This is a genomic window from Aeromonas sp. FDAARGOS 1408 (assembly GCF_019048665.1).
GTDB lineage: Bacteria > Pseudomonadota > Gammaproteobacteria > Enterobacterales > Aeromonadaceae > Aeromonas > Aeromonas dhakensis.
Window position 1 is genome coordinate 2136258 of record NZ_CP077394.1, and the last position, 15413, is coordinate 2151670.

General features: G+C 62.7%; 12 protein-coding genes and 2 tRNA genes. 12 read left to right on the top strand and 2 right to left on the bottom strand.

Translation table 11 applies throughout. From position 1 onward, the window contains the following. Positions 1-122 precede the first annotated feature (122 nt). A complete protein-coding gene (dauA, locus tag I6L38_RS09885) occupies positions 123-1919 on the bottom strand; it encodes a C4-dicarboxylic acid transporter DauA (protein WP_193556027.1) in 1797 nt (598 codons plus the stop codon). A 494-nt stretch (positions 1920-2413) separates the two neighbouring features. Between dauA and I6L38_RS09890 the strand changes: the two genes are divergently transcribed. The 12 genes from I6L38_RS09890 to I6L38_RS09945 all read left to right on the top strand — a co-directional run bounded on the left by I6L38_RS09890 (position 2414) and on the right by I6L38_RS09945 (position 14764). Next, positions 2414-2489: transfer RNA gene (locus I6L38_RS09890), tRNA-Asn, on the top strand. A 2-nt stretch (positions 2490-2491) separates the two neighbouring features. Further along, a tRNA-Asn gene (locus I6L38_RS09895) sits at positions 2492-2567 on the top strand. A 225-nt stretch (positions 2568-2792) separates the two neighbouring features. Beyond that, positions 2793-3899 (top strand): HlyD family secretion protein, encoded by a 1107-nt coding sequence (locus I6L38_RS09900; RefSeq protein WP_025201552.1) that lies wholly within the window; start codon positions 2793-2795, stop codon positions 3897-3899. Next, entirely contained in the window at positions 3899-4891 is a 993-nt protein-coding gene (locus tag I6L38_RS09905; protein WP_025201551.1) for a DUF2955 domain-containing protein, read from the top strand. The genes I6L38_RS09900 and I6L38_RS09905 overlap by 1 nt, the downstream gene beginning before the upstream one ends. An 87-nt stretch (positions 4892-4978) precedes the next feature. Then, positions 4979-5464 (top strand): YqhA family protein, encoded by a 486-nt coding sequence (locus I6L38_RS09910; protein WP_005301997.1) that lies wholly within the window; start codon positions 4979-4981, stop codon positions 5462-5464. 117 nt (positions 5465-5581) lie between these two features. Continuing rightward, positions 5582-6031: a hypothetical protein gene (locus I6L38_RS09915; RefSeq protein ID WP_216989502.1), complete on the top strand. Its 450-nt coding sequence runs from the start codon at positions 5582-5584 to the stop codon at positions 6029-6031. 4 nt (positions 6032-6035) lie between these two features. Continuing rightward, positions 6036-9005, top strand: a complete 2970-nt coding sequence (locus I6L38_RS09920; RefSeq protein WP_216989503.1) for a YncE family protein — start codon at positions 6036-6038, stop codon at positions 9003-9005. Beyond that, positions 9005-9823, top strand: a complete 819-nt coding sequence (locus tag I6L38_RS09925; protein ID WP_005302005.1) for an FTR1 family protein — start codon at positions 9005-9007, stop codon at positions 9821-9823. Before I6L38_RS09920 ends, I6L38_RS09925 begins: the two co-directional genes overlap by 1 nt. Before the next feature lie 95 nt (positions 9824-9918). Continuing rightward, a complete protein-coding gene (locus I6L38_RS09930) occupies positions 9919-11343 on the top strand; it encodes an FAD-dependent oxidoreductase (protein WP_216989504.1) in 1425 nt (474 codons plus the stop codon). A 147-nt stretch (positions 11344-11490) separates the two neighbouring features. Then, complete coding sequence (locus I6L38_RS09935) at positions 11491-12051, top strand: hypothetical protein (RefSeq protein ID WP_043169463.1); 561 nt, start codon at positions 11491-11493, stop codon at positions 12049-12051. 187 nt (positions 12052-12238) lie between these two features. Further along, on the top strand, positions 12239-13522 hold the full coding sequence (locus tag I6L38_RS09940) for a hypothetical protein (RefSeq protein WP_216989505.1): 1284 nt from the start codon (positions 12239-12241) through the stop codon (positions 13520-13522). 51 nt (positions 13523-13573) lie between these two features. Then, positions 13574-14764 (top strand): Bcr/CflA family multidrug efflux MFS transporter, encoded by a 1191-nt coding sequence (locus I6L38_RS09945; RefSeq protein ID WP_005302014.1) that lies wholly within the window; start codon positions 13574-13576, stop codon positions 14762-14764. A gap of 73 nt (positions 14765-14837) precedes the next feature. Here the strand turns inward: I6L38_RS09945 and I6L38_RS09950 are convergent, their stop codons facing one another. Further along, a complete protein-coding gene (locus I6L38_RS09950; RefSeq protein ID WP_216989506.1) occupies positions 14838-15404 on the bottom strand; it encodes a pyridoxamine 5'-phosphate oxidase family protein in 567 nt (188 codons plus the stop codon). Positions 15405-15413 lie beyond the last annotated feature (9 nt).

Below are 15413 nucleotides of genomic sequence, written 5' to 3' on the forward strand. Positions count from 1 at the left end.
GAACGGGGCGTAATGTACGGGATACGACGGCATGCGGTCAATGCAATTTTTCACTTTTTGCGTTCGTTTGCTCATTATCCGAACCAAGTGACTAAAAACATGCCGTTTCGTATCCCTTTCAATCAATTTCCAGCCGCTTCGTGCAAATGCTCGCCTTTGAGTGCCTCTTCCAGCGAGCCGTAGAATTCCAGCTGACCGGGCACCGGACGCACCTTGGCGCGCGCCAGGGTCTTGAGCGGCTGGAACTGCAGCTCGGCCACCCGCAACTGCACCCCTGCCTTGGCCATCTGCTTTTCAAACTGCAGGAAGGCGGAGAGGCCACCTGCGTCCAGAATGGAGACCGCCTCCATCTGCAGCACCAGCAGCTTGTGTCCCTTGACCTGGGCCACCAGCTCGCCGAACACCCGCTCGGCGGCTGCGAAGAACAGCGGGCCGTTGACCTTGTAGAGCAGCGCCTGCTCAGGCACTTCCTGGGCGTAGCGTTTGTGATCCGCCAGATTGTGCAGCTTGGTCATCTTGGCAATCTCGCGCATAAAGAGCAGGGAGGCGAGGATCACCCCGAAAGTGATGGCGATGACCATGTCGAAGATCACGGTCAGCGACAGGCAGACCAGCAGCACCAGCACGTCGGATCTGGGGGCGCGGCGAATGAGCTCCACCACCTTGTGTGCCTCGCTCATGTTCCAGGCGACGATGAGCAGCAGGGCCGCCATGGCCGAGAGCGGCAGCCAGGAGAGCCAGGGCGCCAGCACCAGGATGGCCGCCAACACCACCAGTGCATGCACGATGCCGGAGATAGGAGAGGTTGCCCCGGCCCGCACGTTGGCGGCGGAACGGGCAATGGCAGCGGTGGCGGTGATGCCGCCAAAGAAGGGGGCGACTATGTTGCCAAGCCCCTGCCCCACCAGCTCGGCGTTGGAGCTGTGCTTGCGACCTGTCATGCCGTCCAGCACCACGGCGCAGAGCAGGGATTCGATGGCCCCCAGCATCGCCATGGAGAAAGCCGCGGGCAGCAGGCGCTCGATGGCGGCCAGGTTCCACTCCACCGGCGAACCATCCGGCCCCGGCAGGGCCCAGGGCATCACCAAGGTCGGCGCGATGGGCGGGATCCCCATGCCCTGGCTGCCGTCGGCCAGGGTATAGCTGAACTTGCTGCCGATGGTGGCGACGTCCACCCCGAACTGATGCAGGCCAAAGCCAAGGCCCACCCCTACCAGCACGGCGGGCAGGTGACCTGGCACCGGCAGACGCAGGCGCGGCCAGAGCAGCAGCACCGCCAGGGTCGCAACCCCCACCAGCGTATCCCCCCACTGCCAGCTGGGCAGGGCATGGGCCAGCGCCTCGACTTTGCCAATATAGGTTTCCGGCATCTCGGGCACCTGCAGGCCGAAGAAGTCTTTGATCTGCAAGGTGGCGATCACGATGGCGATACCACCGGTAAAGCCCAGGGTCACCGAAGGCGGAATGTACTCGATGAGGCGTCCGAGCCGGGCCACCCCCATGGCCACCAGGAAAAAGCCCGAGATCAGGGTCGCCATCAACAGGCCACCCACACCGAACTGCTGGGCCACCGGATAGAGGATCACCACGAAGGCGGCGGTCGGCCCCGAGATGGAGAAGCGGGAGCCACCGGTCACGGCGATGACGATGCCGGCGATGATGGCGGTATAGAGACCGTGCTGGGGCGGCACACCACTGGCAATGGCCAGCGCCATGGCCAGCGGAATGGCGATGATACCGACCGTGATGCCGGCGATCAGGTCGCGGCCGAAGCGGGGAACGCTGTAGGGTTCGTCAATACAGGATTGGCGTAAAGCAATGGCCAGCTTCACGCTTTGCAAAGGTGCTTGGTTGTGCATGTATTCGTAATACCAGAAGAGGGAGATAAAGGCCGGATTGAACCGGCGCCCGATCATCATCAAGGGCCGGCAGAGCTGTCGACACGGCGATGGTATCCTGGCCAACCATACCCCAGCCGATGAAATATTTCGATGGGCGGGATCAATGAATGACCGTTACCACGCAATATTGCCGGTGATAGTCAGCATATCGACCACTTTTCTCACCATTACGCTGCACACTCACTTCGCCTGCTAACCAATTTTTCCCTTCCTTATTCTTGTCGTGCTCCCTCCCCCTCTTTATATCTGCCCGTCGGATACGGTGCCGGCGCTCGCCCCTCCCTCATCTTGTCCCGGCAGCCAATGCATTTCGTCTACCTCCCTCCTTGCTCGGCGGCTTCCCCCTTGGCGAGCCTGCGAGGCTCACTCCAAGCTGCTGATTGTGCTGAAAATAGTCCGCAGCGACCAAGTTTTGGGCAAACGGTCCGAAATCCCCTTTTTGCAGCGGATCGCGGGTTGACACTCGGCGGACGGGCCATTAATATCCGCACCGTCTCGACGAGACAGGCAATTCCTCCTTAGTTCAGTCGGTAGAACGGCGGACTGTTAATCCGTATGTCACTGGTTCAAGTCCAGTAGGAGGAGCCAATTCCCTCGTAGTTCAGTCGGTAGAACGGCGGACTGTTAATCCGTATGTCACAGGTTCAAGTCCTGTCGAGGGAGCCACATTCGAAAGCCCAGCCTTTGGCTGGGCTTTTTCGTATCCAACGTTCGAAGCTGCCATCAGGTAGCCGTGGCTTATACTTCCACCGAACGGCCTCAGCCCGGGTGTCGGCATCCCCTTCTTCCGTGCCCTTTCACGACACCACACTTGCTTTTTTGCTTGCCTCTGCCGGATATTCGTTATCACAATTACCGCCCCTGTACACACCGTCAAAAGGACCCCTTGGCATGTCTGAGGATGCGATGCAAAAAGAAGCAGTGCCTGCTCAAGCCACCAAGCAACCAAAAGATCCCGTCCGGCGTCTTACGCTGCAATTGGTCATGCTTGCCTTGATCGTCTTGGTCTATGTGCTGTTTGCTCAACGCCTGACCCCGATGAGCAGCCAGGGTACGGTACAGGCCTTTTTGATTCGCCTGGCCCCCGAGGTGGCCGGACGGGTGACTGCGGTGGAAGTCAGTGACAATCAGCAGGTTTCCGCCGGCATGCCTCTGTTTCAAATCAACCAGGAGCCCTATCTGATTGCCGTCACCCAAGCTGAAGCCCATGTGGCAGCTGTCGGGCAATCGATCGGGGCTGACACTGCCGCGGTGCAAACCGCCCAGGCCAAGGTGGTACAGGCCAAATCGGCCAAGGATAACGCTGCCGACAATGCCGCCAGGGTGGTCGAGCTGGCCAAACGAGGGGTCATGTCGATCGCGCAGCGGGATCAGGCGACGGCAACCTTGCAGCAAGCCATAGCCTCCCTGGCGGCCGCACAGGCAGAGTTGCGCCGTGCAGAACAGAGCCTCGGGCCCGCCGGCAATGAAAATCCCAAGCTGAAAGAAGCGATGGCCGCCCTGGCCAAAGCCAGACTCGATCTCATTCGCACCACGGTCAAAGCGCCCAACAAGGGGGCCATTACCAACATACAGCTGGCGCCAGGCCAGTATGCCGCCGTGGGAAGTCCGGCAATGACCTTCATCGATACCTCGGCGGTCTGGATCAGCTGTATGCTGCCCGAGAACTCGTTGGAGTACCTGCGACCGGGCATCAAGGCCGAAGTGGTCTTCGATGTGCTCCCTGGCCGCGTCTTCAAAGCTCACCTCGATACCCTGGGGTGGGGCAGTGCTGGCAATACCACCACAGACCAGACCACCGGCCTGCTCACGGCACCACAAAACAGCCCCAGTGCGCGCCAGTTTCCAGTGAGCCTGGTACTGGATGAGGCACTCCCTCGCGGGTTGCGCTATGGCTCCCAGGCCACCGTCATTTTCTATCCCAACAAGGTGGGCATAATGGATACGATTGCCGCCGGCTGGATCCGTGTTGTCAGCCTGCTGACCTATATTGCCTGATGATGAACAAAGCGTGGTGGCAATGCAGCCTGCGTCTTGGCGTCATTCCCATGGCGGCACTGGCGGTTACCCTGGCCACGGGTCAGGCCTTGCCCTTTCTGATCCCCATGTTCATCGTCATCATGCTGATGCTGAGTCCGACGCGCCTTCCGCTGATGATGGTAGTGAGAATGCTGGCACTGATCGTCGGTTGTACCGCGCTCATCTGTTTTCTTGCACATGTGGTCGGCACCAATCCCGTCGCTTTCTGGCTGGCCATGGCTGCGGTTGTGGTTCTGGCCTTTGCCCGCCTTGGCAAGAACCCTGACGATCTGCCCGGATTGCTGGTGCTGATCGTGTCGTCGATGACGATGGTGCTGGTACAAAGCCAGCCATCGCTGGTCCTGGCACTCCCCGTGTTGATGGGAAAAGCCTTTCTGATCGCCTATTTATGGTGTCTGCTGGCTTTTGCCATCTGGCCCCGGCCTTCCCCTCCGCTAATTCCCCTGACCGCCATGCGCGGTGATGAAAGGGTGATGCTGATCCTGGGAAAGAGCGCCGCTCTGTTGCTGGCCATCGGTATCGCCATCTGGCTGCAAGACAGCAGTGCCATCTTGATCGGGGCCACGATTGCCAACCTGCTGCGCGCCAGCGACCCCCATCTGACACGAATGAACAGCAAACCACTGCTGCAGGCCAACTTGCTGGCGGCGGCCTTGGCCACCCCGGTGATCCTGCTGGCCTACATCAGTCGGTCTCCCCTGATCCTGTCACTGCTGGCGCTCGCCGGCAGCATCTGGCTGGCGGGACGGTTGGCGGCAGCCTGGCCCAAAGTGGTGGTGCAAACTGCAATGACGGTTTACATCACTTTGCTGGGAACCGCCTTGCCCCAATATCAGCAAGGGCTGCACCTGGTATGGGATCGACTCGCGACGCTGTTGCTGGTCGTCCTCTATTGCACCCTGGTTGTGCATCTCTTGACCACATCAACCGATAAGTCATGTCCTGCTTGAACGACATCATCTTGTCCAGACCGTTTATTGTCAGAGGGTAGAGACATGCTTTGCCCTTTGCGACCCCCACTCGATTCAGGAGTTTCTATGCGCCGTTTCAACTTAATGCTCAATGGCAGCCGGTTGATGATGTTTCCCTTCTATGTCTGCATCCTTGTCTGTGTCGCCCTCTTGATGGTGAAGTTCGCCATGCAGCTCTATGAGCTGTGTCGCGACATCATCGACATCCCCTATCTGGATCTCATCACAGGGGTGCTGACCCTGGTGGACTTCGTGCTGGTGGCCCAGATGCTGATCCTGGTGGCCATCTGCGGCTACGTGCAGTTCATCAAGACCCCGGAGCAGCGGGCAGCCCTTGGCGACAACTGGCTCAGCAAGATCAACTTCGCCTCCCTCAAGCTCATCGTCATCAACTCCCTGGTCACCATCGCCGGGATCGAGGTGCTCAAGGCCTTCCTGACCGACGGTACCGGCAACGAGATCGAGATGAAGTGGTCGGTCATCGTCTTCCTCGCCTTCTCCACCGCAGCGCTCATCTACGCGGTCACCGAGCGGCTGGCGGACCACAAGTAGCGCCGGTTTTCATTCAGCCTTTATTCATCAAGAGCCGAATTGATAACTCTTTTCATTACCTTTACTGCATTGTAAACTTGCTCCCCCGGGCTTTACTGCCCGGGCGTTGGAGCACCTATGACAAGCCTTTCCCTCTCACCACGACACGGCTGGCAGTGGCTGGCCTATCACCATCAGGCCGCCGAGGGCTCCCTCTATCTGATGTTCTTCTCCGGCCTGCTGCTGTGGGAACCGCTGACCCCGCTCTGGTCGCTGGCACGCTGGAACCTGTTCCTGCACGTCGCCCTCTCGCTCACCCTGTTTCCCCTGCTGTTTGGCGCGTTCTGGCTCTCCCATCGCAGCCTGCTGCGCAAAAGCCGCAAGCCATTCTTGCGCACCACGGGGCGCATCATCGAAGCCTTGCTGCTGGTCTGTCTGGCCAGCGGACTGCTGCTGGTACTGCACGGCACCCCGGGCGATAGCCTCGGCAACCTTGCCAGCTGGGCTCACTGGCTGAGCGCCCTCGCGTTGACTCCCCTGGTGCTGCGCCACGCCTGGCGCTGGACCATCTTGAAATGGCGCACCTGATCTTATGTTGAAGTTGTTGTTATCCCTGATGTTGGCCGCCCTGCTGCTGGGGACCGCCTCGGCCCAGGAGATGGGCACCGCCATGATTGCCTATGACGAGGGGAGCGCCCCGCGCCTCGTCACCGCCAACCAGAGCGCAGGCTCGGTCACCCTGCTTGAACGCGATAGCGGCAAGCGACTCAAAGAGGCACAACTGGGGGGCGATCTGCGCCAGCTGGCCCGCGCCGACGACGGCACCCTGCTGGTGACCGATTACAGTGACGATCGGTTGCTGCTGCTGGATGATGATCTCGACCTGGCAAAGGCGATCCCCACCGGCCATAGACCCTACGGCGTCATCTTCGATCCCAAGCGGCAGTGGTTCTGGGTCACACTGTTCGAAGCAGGCCGCCTCCAGGCCTATGACACCACGGGCAAGCTGCTGCTGGATGCAGAAACCGCCGAGACACCCCGCGGGCTGGCCCTGACCAACGACGATCGCCTGCTGCTCACCCACGCCATGACCAGCCAGCTCGCCATCTATGATCTCGCCAAACTCGGCAGCGGCGCCAAAGGCGCTACCCTGCCCAAGCCCAAGCTCATTACCCTGGCCGAGACCCACAGCGACACCCCAAGCGACTCGCAGGGCTTGCCGCGCCTGCTCGATGGCATCGCCCTCTCCCCCGATGGCAGCGAAGCCTGGCTGCCCCACGTGCTCTGGAGCTTCGATCACCCCTTCCAGTTTCAGAGCACCGTCTTCCCGGCGGTCTCCATCATCGATCTGGATGAAGAGAAAGAGCGGGTCGATGAAAGAAAGCAGCTCTTCTTGCAGATCAACCTGCCCAGCGTCGGCAACCGCAGCCAGATCGTCTCCAACCCGTTCGCGGCGCGCTTCGCCGCCGACGGCAAGCGGGTCTACCTGACCCTGGCGGGCTCGGAGGATCTGCTGGTGTTCGACCTGTCGCGCAGCGGCAAGCAAAACAGCAACCGCCACCGCCGCAAGAAGTTCCAGGGGGGCGCCAAGGCGACCCAGCTCCTTCGCCACCTGCCGGGCCAGAATCCGCGCGATCTTTTGATCGACGGTGACCATATCCTGGTGCACAACGTCATGGGGCAGGATCTCACCCGCCTCAACACCGGCGGCAGCGGCCCCTTCGCCCGGGTCACGGTCGATGTGCCCCACTTCGCCAAACTGGTAGAGACGGATCCGCGCCCCGATGCGCTTCAGCGCGGCGAGCGGCTGTTCAACCTCGGCAACACCGCGGCCAACAGCCGCTTCCCCATGGCGGGGGACAACTGGATGAGCTGCAACTCCTGCCATCTGGATGGGTTCAACTTCACCAACCGCTATCTGATGGCGGCCCATCGCCAGAAAAGCCGCGACAACGCCATCAACGGCCACGCCAACCTCGCCAACATGGTGGCGGGGGACTTTATCGGCGAGTACCTGCGCATGACCCAGCAGACTCAGGGCGGCATGGGGCACGACACCCGCGATGGCGCCGAGCCGGTAGACCCCGCCAGGCCCCAGCCCGAGGTGAAGGCGATGATGGAGGATCTGCACGCCTTCGTCACCGCCGATGGCAACCTCCCCTATCTTGCCAACTGGCTCAGGCTCGATGCCCCGCGCACGGATCCCGCCAAGGCGCCGACCACTCATCCCAAGGAGTGGCTCAACTCCGCCTCCTGCCAGAACTGCCACCAACAGGCATTCCAGGACTGGAGCGAGAGCAACCACCGGCTGATGGGCAACTCCCACCCCTACTACAAGGTGGTGCAGGCGCTGGCCCGCGAAACCGAAGGGGAAGCCTTCGGTCAGTGGTGCCAGGGCTGCCACATGCCCCAGCAGGTGTTGAACGGCCAGCAGGATCTGCCCAAGGGCTCCCACATGTTCGAGCAAGGCGGCGCCTCGCTCATTGCCGCCCACCAGAAAGGCGAACCCGTGGTGGAAGAAGGGACCGGCTGCGTGCTCTGCCATCGCATCACCAAAGTGGAAGATGCCGGCGGCAACAGCGCCTTTACCGTGAATCTGAAAGACCGCGAGAGCTATGTGTTCGAGGATGCCGCCGGTGGCAGCCTCAAGCACTGGCTGGCGGAGCGGCAGATCAACGCCCGCCCCGCCATGCACAAGGCCTCCTACCAGAAGGATTTCTACCGCGACGCGGCCCTGTGCAAGTCCTGCCACAACGAGTTTGCCCCCGGCACCGGCGCCAATATCGTCAACACCTGGGACGAGTGGGAAAGCTCCAGCTTTGCCAAGGCGGAGGATCCCGCCAAGCGGCGCACCTGCATCGACTGCCATATGAACCCTACACCTGGCAACGGCGGCGCGCCGGTGGCGGGCCAGTCCACCGAAAACGGCACAGTGAAAGAACGGCTCTATCGCCACAACTTTACCGGCGCCCAGCACCAGCTGGTGGGGCTGAGGAGTGCAACGCTCGAGCAGGAGAGCCTGGCGCTGCTGCGCTCAAGCGCCACCCTCTCTGCCCGCATTGAAAACCAGAGCGGCCAGTCCGCGCTGGTGGTGCGGGTCGCCAATACCGGCGCCGGCCACGCCCTGCCCACCGGGGTCGCCGATTTCCGCGAACTCTGGCTGGAGCTGACCGTCACCGACGCCAGCGGCAAGCTGCTGCTTGCCAGCGGCCAGCCGGTGGATGGCGCCGTGCCCGACAGTGCGCGGCTATTTAGAAAAGTGTTCGGCGATGCCGAGGGCAAGCCGGTGGGGCTCAAGTTCTGGCGCTACGCCAAGCTCCTTGAAGATACCCGCATTCCGGCCGATGGCTGGCGCGATGAAGCCTGGCCGCTGCCGGCGGATGCCCAGGGCCCCTTCAAGGCCGATATCAAACTCAATTTCCGCACCTACCCCAAGTGGGTCAATGATGCGGTGCGCGCCGCCGAGCCGAGCTTGCCGGAGCCACCCATAGTGCTACTCAATCGGCTGCAACTCACCCTGCAGCCTCTCCCCGTCACGCCCGCTACGGAGCCTCAAACCTGATGTTTGCAAGTTTTCTCATTACCCTGCGCGAGGGGCTGGAAGCCTTCCTGCTGGTCGGCATCTGCCTCTCCTACCTCGCCAAGCTGGGGGCGAGCCGCTACAACAAATTCGTCTATCTGGGGGTGGGGCTGGGCCTGCTTGCCTCTCTCGTGGTCGCCTTCCTGTTCCAGGTGGTGGTGAGCCAGTTCGAGAGCGAGCGCTACAACCATTTGCTGATGGCGGGGATCCTGATTTTTGCCACCCTGGTGCTCACCTACATGGCGGTCTGGATGCAGAAGCAGGCCAAATCCCAGGTGGGGGCCATGACGGCGCGCATCGATGCCGCCATCGACGGCGGCAACCTGTTCGGTCTGGTGCTGCTCGCCTTCCTGGCGGTGATGCGCGAAGGGTTTGAAACCGTGCTCTTCTTCTCGGCCCTGGTCTACTCCGGGCAAGGGGTGGATCTGCACGAGGGGCTGATGGGGGCGCTGGGCGGCCTGCTGCTGTCGGTGGTGCTGGTGTGGGGGCTGCTGCGCTCCACCCGCAAGGTGGCGCTGGCCCCCTTCTTCCGCTGGACCGGTCTGCTCATCATCATCATCGCCGCCGGTCTGCTGTCGTCCGCCGTCAACATGCTGCAGGCAGCCGGGCTCATCACCTTCTGGACCGAGCCTGTCTTCAACATCAGTCACATTCTCGACGATCAGGGGGTATTTGGTACCTTCCTGCGCGCCCTGTTTGGCTACAATGCCTCACCAGCCGGCCTGCAGTTGCTGACCTGGGCCAGCTACCTGGTGATCTTCGTCACCGTCTGGCATCGCAACTATCGTCCCCAGCGCTGATCGCCCAGCGCGGCGCGGCAGCGGATGACAAGGCGGCTCAACGGGGCCGCCTTTTCCACTTCTTCTCTTTTGGTCAGCATTTCGGATAAAGAGTCATGAGCGACAACAACACACAACACATTGCGGTACTGGGTGCCGGCCCTGCCGGTCTGATGGCCGCCTGGCGCCTGCGCCAGGCCGGTTTTGCGGTCACCCTGTTCGAGCAGGAGAGCGTGGTGGGCGGCATGTGCGCCACCCAGACCTTCAAGGGGCGCGACGGTGAGTATCGCTTCGACTACGGCGGCCACCGTTTCATCACCAAGAACCCCGAGCTGCTCGCCTTTATCGACGAATTGATGGGGGACGATCTGCTCCACGCGGAGCGCAAGAGCGTGATCCGCTTTGGCGGGCGCACCTATGACTACCCCCTGAACCTGCCCAATCTGCTCAAAACGGCGCCGCTCGCCCTGATGGCCGGGGCGGTGAAGGATCTCCTGCTGCTGCCCTTTGCCAGGAAGCCCACCGATTTCGCCAAGGCGAGCTTTGCCGAGTGGATCCAGAGCCACTTCGGCCGCACCCTCTATCGCCAGTTCTTCGAGGGCTACACCGGCAAGCTGTGGGGCATCAACCCGGATAAGCTCTCCGCCGACTGGGCCGGTCAGCGCATCAGCCTGATCGACCTCAAAGACGTGGCGCGCCGCCTGTTGCCAAGACGCAACGGCAGCATTTCGGTGCGCACCTATGCCCGCAAGTACCGCTACCCCAAGTACGGTTTCGGCCAGATCTTCACCACCCTGGGGGAGCAGCTGGTTGCCGAAGGGGTTGAGCTGAAAACCGGCGCCGCCATCACCCGCCTCGAGCAGAGCGATGGCCGCATTGAACGGGTTTATTGGTCACAAGATAACGTGGAGCAGAGCGAGCGCTTTGATCAGGTGATCTCCACCCTGCCGCTGCCGCTCACCTGCCAGCACCTGGGCTTGCCGTGCGATCTCCAATACCGGTCGCTGCGCTTCGTCAATATGCCGCTCAAACAGGAGAACCTGTCGGACAACACCTGGCAGTACCTCTCCGACCCCCATATCCTGGCCACCCGCTTGCAGGAGCCGCGCCGCCGCAGCCCCTTTATGGCGCCCCAGGGCCAGACCTCAGTGATGCTGGAGATCCCCTGCAACCCCGGAGATGCCACCTGGCAGGCACCGCTCTCTGATCTGCGCGGCCGGGTCACCGATGATCTGGCGAGCCTCGGCGTCGATACCACCAAACTTGGCGATGAAACATTTGAGGCTCGCAGCGAATACGCCTATCCACTGATGGATCTGGGCTACCAGGCCCGCCGCAACGAGGCCATCAAGGCGCTGATGCCGATAGGCAACCTCATCATGACCGGCCGTCAGGGGACATTCCGCTACATCTTCACCGACACCGCCATGGAGATGGGGATGATGGCCGCTGACATGGTGATCGACGGGGTAGACAGACGTCACGCCATCTTCAATCATCGCAACGAAAACACCGTGATCGAAACCCAGAGCGTGGCCTGATGGTCCCTGAATGTGGTGAACGAAGGAGGTGGGCAAACGCCGCAACACCTTCAACCATCGCAACGAAAACACCGTGATTGAGACCCAGAGCGTGGCCTGAGTGCCGCACCATGGGCATAACCTCTTGCCATAAGTAAGGAGAACAGGATGACCATCCGCCCGGGTTTACTTGCCCTCACCCTGCTGCTGGCCCTGAGCGGTCAGGCGCAGGCTTACTCCTACGCCGCCGCCGGCAAGGAGCCGCTGATCGATGCCCGCGAGGCGCTGCTGGGCGCCGCCACTGACGGCCAGGATGCCAGCGCCACCTTGAGCGAGATCGCCGAGGAGCTGACCTATCTGGAGGAGCACCACAAGGTCGAGCTGCAAGCGCCACTCGCGGCCGCCATCAAGGTCAAAGACGCCGCGGCTACCGCGGCCCTGCTCAACCGGGCATACAAGGCGGAGATCGAGCGCCGCCTCGAGGGGGCCAGCCAGAACCTTGGCGACTACCAGACCGCCAAGGTGCTGGTGGTCAAGAGCAAGCGCTTCCTGGATCTCATCCTCCCCTCCCTCAGCGAAGGGGATCGCAAGGCCGCCGAACAGGCGCTGGCCAAGGTACTCGATGCCATCGGTAACCCAGGGGTATTCGGGGTGGGCGCCAAGCCCGCCGATGCGGCTGCTTTTAGCGATGCAGAAAAAGCGCTGATGGCCGTGCTGGCACCGCTCTGATGGCTACCTGCCCATCACTACGCCACCTCGCTGTGACAAGCGGTGGGTTTCGCTGCGCGCTACCCACCCTACGCACTTTGATGACCTCTCATCGATGACCACGGCCCCCCTCATCCCCGACCCTTCTCCCGCAAGGGGAGAAGGGGGGCGTCACCACGGCCGATTACGCTTCGCTAATCGACCCTACTTGCTGATCCTTCTACAACTGGTCTGGCTTGGTTGGCTGCTGGCCTTCCCGGTGGCCCTCGATTCCGACGATGCCCTCAACTTCGCCCACGGGGTGGTGCGTTTCAGCGTGCTGGAGTTCTCCCCTCACTTTCCGGGCTACCCGGCCTTTATCTGGCTGGCACGGCTGATCAACCTGGCGGTGGACGAACCAGCCCGCGCGGTGCAGTGGGCAAGCCTGTTGGGTAGCAGTTTGCTGGCGCCGCTCGCCGCCTCGCTGGCGGTCAGATTGTGGCAACGGCCCAGCCTGCTGGCGCCGGTCTGGCTGCTGGTGCTGGCCCTGCCGCTCACCCCGACGCTCGCCCTCTCCGGCCTCTCTGACGGGCCTGCGCTGGCCGCCTGGCTCGGGTCTCTCCTGGCCTTGCAACAGCGCAAGATAGCGCTGGCGGGTCTGCTGCTGGGCCTTATGCTGGCACTGCGTCCCTCCTACTTCGTGCTGGCCCTGTTGCCCCTTTGGCTGGGGATGGCGCAGCAGGGAACGCGCGTCAGGTTTGTGCTCCCCATCGCGCTGGTGGGGCTTATCAGCCTGCTGTTTGTCTGGCAGGCCGATGGCTGGGCCTATTTCAGCGAGGGGCGCCGCTTTACCGACGGTCACTTTACCCTGTGGGGCAATACGGCAGCGGCCCACGGCGATCGGCTGCTGAGCTGGGCCCGAACCTTCAACGAGCAGCTAACCCCGCTCTGGCCCCTATTGATGGGAGCCTTGCTGGTACTGCCGCTCTGGCAACGGTCAAAGGATCGCAATGCCGCCCCCTCCGTGCTCTGGACCCTCTACTGGCTCGTCCTGCTGCTGTGGACCCTGTTTGGCCAGAACCCGGACAATCCCCGCCATCTGGCCCCCATCACCCTGCTCGGCCTGGTGCTGCTGGCAGGTTGGCTGCCGCGCCAGGGCGAGCTGCCAGCCATGCTGATAGCCCTGTTGTTGCTGCTCTGCATCATCACCCCGCCGGCGGCGCCAGCCATGACCCGGGCCGCTAGGTTGGCAGAACAGACCTGCCCGGCGCTGGTGACCCAGTGGGGGGTGAGGCTGCTGCGCGAAACCACGACCCTGCCCGTCACCGACGGCTGGTATCAGGGGGATGCCCACCTCGCATTGGCGCAAGGGGCCTGCCGGCTCAGCCGGCGTCCCCTCGGTCCGGAGGATCTGCCCGCCGGCAGCCAACGGGTCTGGTTTGCCCCCCGCTTTCACGCCGAGCCCGGCCTGTGGCTCGGCATACAGGATCCCCCCCGTCACCAAAACTGGTAGACTGGATGTTTGTCACTCCCTGACTTCGCACTCATCAAGACTGGATAGCCTATGCCCCACGCCCCCCTCTCCCCCCGTTTCCTGTTCATCCTGCTCGGCGCCCTGGCGGGCCTCACGCCGCTCGCGGTCGACATGTACCTGCCCGCCATTCCGGCCATTGCCCGGGATCTGGCCACCAGCATCGACGGTGCCCAGCTCACCATCAGCGCCTTCCTCGGTGGCTTTGCCATCGGCCAGCTGTTCTATGGCCCGCTCGCCGACAGCTATGGCCGCAAACCGGTGATCCTGGCGGGGCTGGTGATGTTTGCCATCGCCTCGGTGGGCTGCGCCATGGCAGACTCCCTGCCGGAGCTCTTGGCCTATCGGATGTTGCAGGCGGCCGGCGGGGCGGCCGGATCTGTGGTGGTCAATGCGCTGCTGCGCGACCTGTTCGAGAAGGAGGCCTTCTCCCGCGCCATGTCGTTCGTGATCCTGGTGATGACGCTCGCGCCCCTGGTCGCACCAGTGGTGGGCGGCTACATCAGTGCTCACAGCGACTGGCGAGTGATCTTCTGGCTGCTGATGGGCATCAGCCTGCTCATCTGCCTGGTGATGCAGTGGAAAATTCAGGAGACCCTGAAGCCTGAGCACAAGCAGCCCCTCAACCTCGGCCAGGTGCTGCGCAACTACTGGGGTGTGCTCTCCCATCGCGGCGCCATGGGTTACGTGCTGTGCGGCGCCCTGTCGAGCTCCGGCATGTTCGCCTTTATCAGCGCCTCCCCCTATGTCTACATCGAGTACTTCAAGGTGCCGACCGAGCACTACGGCTGGCTGTTTGGCCTCAACATCCTGCTGATGATGGTGGTCACCTTCGTCAACAGCCGGCTGGTGAAGGGGGTGGGCGCCGAGCGCATGCTGCAATATGGCCTGCTGGTGCTACCGCTGGCCGGCGCCCTGCTCATCTACAACGCCTGGAGCCAGACCGGCGGCCTGTGGGGCATCGTCATTCCGGTGGTGCTGTTCGTCGGCCACATCAGCCTGGTGGGGGCCAATGCCATGACCGGCCTGATGGGCCACTTCCCGCAGTCCGCAGGCACCGCCTCGGCGCTGGCGGGCACCTTGCGCTTTGGCATCGGCGCCCTGGTGGGGGTGCTGGTCAACCTCAATCCCCCCGAATCGCCGCTGCCGATGGCCATCGCCATCGCCGGCTGCGGATTCGGCTCGGCGCTCTGCTACTGGCTGCTGACCGGCAAGCGCGCCTGAGGGCCCCAAGAATGACCAAGCCCTGTCCATGGACAGGGCTTTTTTGTGTTCGCTTGCGTGTGCGTGGCGCCCCTCAAGGGTCCGGCGAGAGTCCGCTTCGCACCAGGATATCGCTCTCCAGCCCATCCAGGCTCAGCTGATTCTTCTTGCGCCAGTAGGCCTCAATCCCCTCCCGGCCCTGGCGCTCAGACCAGTTGGCGAGGTCTTCCCTGTCCCCATGGTACTCATACAGAGGCACCGACATGCCGCAGGAGGCCTGGACGCGCGCTATGTCCAGCAGGAAGATCTGGCGGGCCGCGACGCTTTGGGGGAAGCGTGCCAAGGACGACGACCACTCAGGATCACTCCGGTGCAGCACCCGCGCCCGGCCATAGGCCCGCAGGATCAGCGGCGCCCCCTCGAATGCGCAGAACATCACCGTCATGCGCGGGTGTTGCAGCACATGGGCCGCCGACTCGTTGCCGCTGCCGGTCAGGTTGAGCCAAGCTAGGGTGTGGGGGTCAATGACTCTCAGCGAGTCCCCGCCCTTGGGGGAGAGATTGACCGTCCCCTCTGCGGCCGCCGTGCCGACGAAGAAGATCTTCTGTGCCTCGATGAAGGCCACATGGCGCGGCGAGAGCGCCTCGAACAGTTGTCCCATCTTGTCTGT